General features: G+C 45.4%; 3 protein-coding genes. All 3 read left to right on the top strand.

Going from position 1 to position 2928, the window contains the following annotated elements; translation table 11 throughout:
* Positions 1-208 (top strand): zinc ribbon domain-containing protein (locus IM450_RS00360; protein WP_287720562.1); only part of this gene is annotated, 208 nt, incomplete at its 5' end.
* 90 nt (positions 209-298) lie between these two features.
* On the top strand, positions 299-1663 hold the full coding sequence (locus IM450_RS00355; protein WP_002801650.1) for a DUF3370 domain-containing protein: 1365 nt from the start codon (positions 299-301) through the stop codon (positions 1661-1663).
* A gap of 263 nt (positions 1664-1926) precedes the next feature.
* Positions 1927-2805, top strand: a complete 879-nt coding sequence (locus tag IM450_RS00350; protein WP_287671379.1) for a hypothetical protein — start codon at positions 1927-1929, stop codon at positions 2803-2805.
* The last annotated feature ends 123 nt before the right edge of the window (positions 2806-2928 follow it).

Genomic DNA, 2928 nt, shown 5'->3' with positions numbered 1-2928 from the left:
TGTGAAAGAGCTGCCGTTAAATGTTCGAGAGTGGGACTGTCCGAACTGTGGGACACACCATGACCGAGATATTAACGCCAGTAAAAATATTTTGGCCGCAGGGCTTGCGGTGTCAGTCTGTGGAGCGACCATAAGACCAGAACAGAGTAAATCTGTTAAGGCAGGTGCGGAACCCCGCAAGGGAAAGAAGCAGAAACCTAAATCGTGAGGTTTGGGAATCACCGTCCGTTTACGGCGGTGAGGATGTCAACTCTCCATCGACTCACCCTTAATTAGATCCTATAAATATAGAATCTCTATGCTTTCTTTCTTACCCACTATTCTTTTAGCTCAGTCCGCCTCGGTTCTGCCCCAGATAGAGAGGAAATTAATCACCCAATATCAGGAAGTGCGTCAGTTGCCCGGTCAATTGAATGATGTTCTAGTTTTTAATAGCAATAGTCCCGAAATCGTAGAAAAAGAGGGAATTCTCCTCTCCACTTTCCCCGGCAAAGGAAAACGTTATCCCGTAGCCCATCTCAATCATCCCCTACAAGGACGTTTTGACGTTTTCACCCACCACATCGCCCGTCAAACCGATCCCGATCGCGACTTACACCAGGGCCTGATCGTTACTAATCCCACCTCCAGAAACCTCGTTATCCGCATCCTGCAAGGAGTCAGTTACGTCACCTCCGCTGATGCCCCTTTTGTCGATTTACCCTCTCTGGTAGAAGATCCCAACGGCCGGGTTTTTTCTGGTCCTGGTTCCCGTTTAGCCAGCGATATCATGCGTCGTCGCCATGATACCCAATTTCCCACCCAGATCGTCATTCCCCCAGGCCAAAGTCGGATGCTCTTCGATCTGGTTATCCCCAGAAGTAGCGCCCGATCGACCCTCCTACGTCTCTACAGCGATGGACCCGTCTATATGGCCAATTTAGCCCTCTACGAAGTTCCCCAAAAAGTCAAAATCGAAGATCGGGAAATAGAAACCTTTCGTCCCCCTACCCTAGAAGAATGGCGTACCCTATTAGTTAAAGGTGATTTAGCCGCTCCTCGCGATTTTCCCCCCACTCCCCCCGATCAATGGTCCCCCGGAAGAAGAAATTTTTATGGTCGCGTCGCCGGAATTTCTGTCGGTTCGGAATGGGCAACCCGCATTGTCGATCCTAAAGGGGGAATTAATCTCACCATTCCTCAACCCGGTCAAGCTTTTGCCTATCCTTTAAGTACGGTGACGGCAGCTACTTTCGGAACCAGACAAATTCAAAGCGCCCCCATGTTAGTGCGTTATCCCGATACGGCTTTCAAAGCTCACGGTAACTACGGTGTTCACTACTATCTGACTTTACCTCTATATAACAACACTAGCAAAACCCAGGTGGTGGCTTTGAGTATTCAAACCCCCATTAAAGAAGACAATTATCTCGATCGCTTGTTATTTGTTGAACCCGTCCAGGGACCGGTATTTTTCCGGGGGGCCGTGCGCGTTACCTATCGTAACGCCCTGGGACGCACCGAGGAACGTTTTTTCCATCTCGTTCAACGGGAAGGACAACAGGGAGAAGCTTTAGTACAGGTGGAACTTCCCCCCGGAGCCAGACGCGACATTAATCTCGATTTTCTCTATCCCCCCGATGCCACACCCCCCCAAGTTTTGAGCGTTAAAACCTTGGAATAGATGGGCTGCCCGCGCATTTAAATTGCCGGTTGAGATCAGGCACTCCTGCACTCTTGCAAGGGGCAACACTCGGAAAGTTCACGGCTGATTGTCGGGAGGAATAAGTAAGATAAGTAGGTGGGTATTAAAAACTTTCAGATCCCCCCGCCTATCGGCACCCCCCTTATTAAGGGGGGCAGGGGGGATCGAACCTAAAATCCATTTTTAATTTAATTATAACCAGCTACTTACACTGATATTAATCTCTCTCTGTGAATCAGCCGATGAATATTAGCAAAACTTGCTTTATTTGCTGCTTATTATCTCAATTCTTGGGCAATGCAGCCGCGAGTTTAGCCGTGACTAAACTCGATTTTGATGCCAGTCAACCCCTCACAAATCAAGTGGTTAGATCGGGGAAAATTAAGGTACAAGTTAGCTATCAACCCAGGAATCTGAATGAGAGAATTGATGATAATTCTGATATTAATAATGTTTCTTATCAAATCTTTTATAACGAGCAAATTTATCAGCAAAATAGTGGTTATAGTGCCTTTGGATCTGGCTATGTTGAATTAAGAGATTTAGATAATAATGGCATTGATGAGATTATTGTCTCCACCTATAGCGGCGGCGCTCACTGCTGCACATCCTTGGTAATTTATACTTGGCAAAAAGATAAATTTATTAGAGAAGAAACGGGGTTTTTAGATGGTAGTGGTGGTTCCTTTGAAGATTTAGATGGAGATAATAATTACGAATTTGTCACCGTTGATAATGCTTTTTTGTATGCTTTTAGTTCCTACGCCGCCTCTTTTCCTCCCTCCAGAATTTATACTTTTCAACAGGGTAAATTAGCAGATGTCACCAGAAAATATCCTCAAAAATTAAGAAAAACTTTAGCTGAAATGTTGAAAGCATTGCAGTTAGCTAAAAAAGAAAAGGCCGAAGTTAATGGCATTTTGGCCGGTTATGTGGCCCAAAAAATTCTCCTAGGAGAATACGAAGAAGCTTGGCAATTTCTCCTCGCTAATTACGATAAAAACTCCGATTGGGGTCTCGATATCCATGGCGAAAGTACAGTGATCGGCAAATATCCAGACTTTCCCACTGCCCTGAGCGCTTTTCTCCTGAAAAATGGCTATTTAGGGTCTGCTGAATAAATCTAAAAACCTTGTTGGGTAAGACTTTTAGACTTTTTGTCAATCAAAAAGTACCAGGCATGGGAGTGATCAGGGGGAAAATTGAGGTACTTTTTCCCTGAAAATTAGGTAGTTGACCACCTG

Source organism: Microcystis sp. M083S1 (assembly GCF_020246405.1).
In the GTDB taxonomy this organism is placed as follows: Bacteria; Cyanobacteriota; Cyanobacteriia; order Cyanobacteriales; family Microcystaceae; genus Microcystis; species Microcystis aeruginosa_C.
This window is presented reverse-complemented; position numbering and strand designations above follow the sequence as displayed.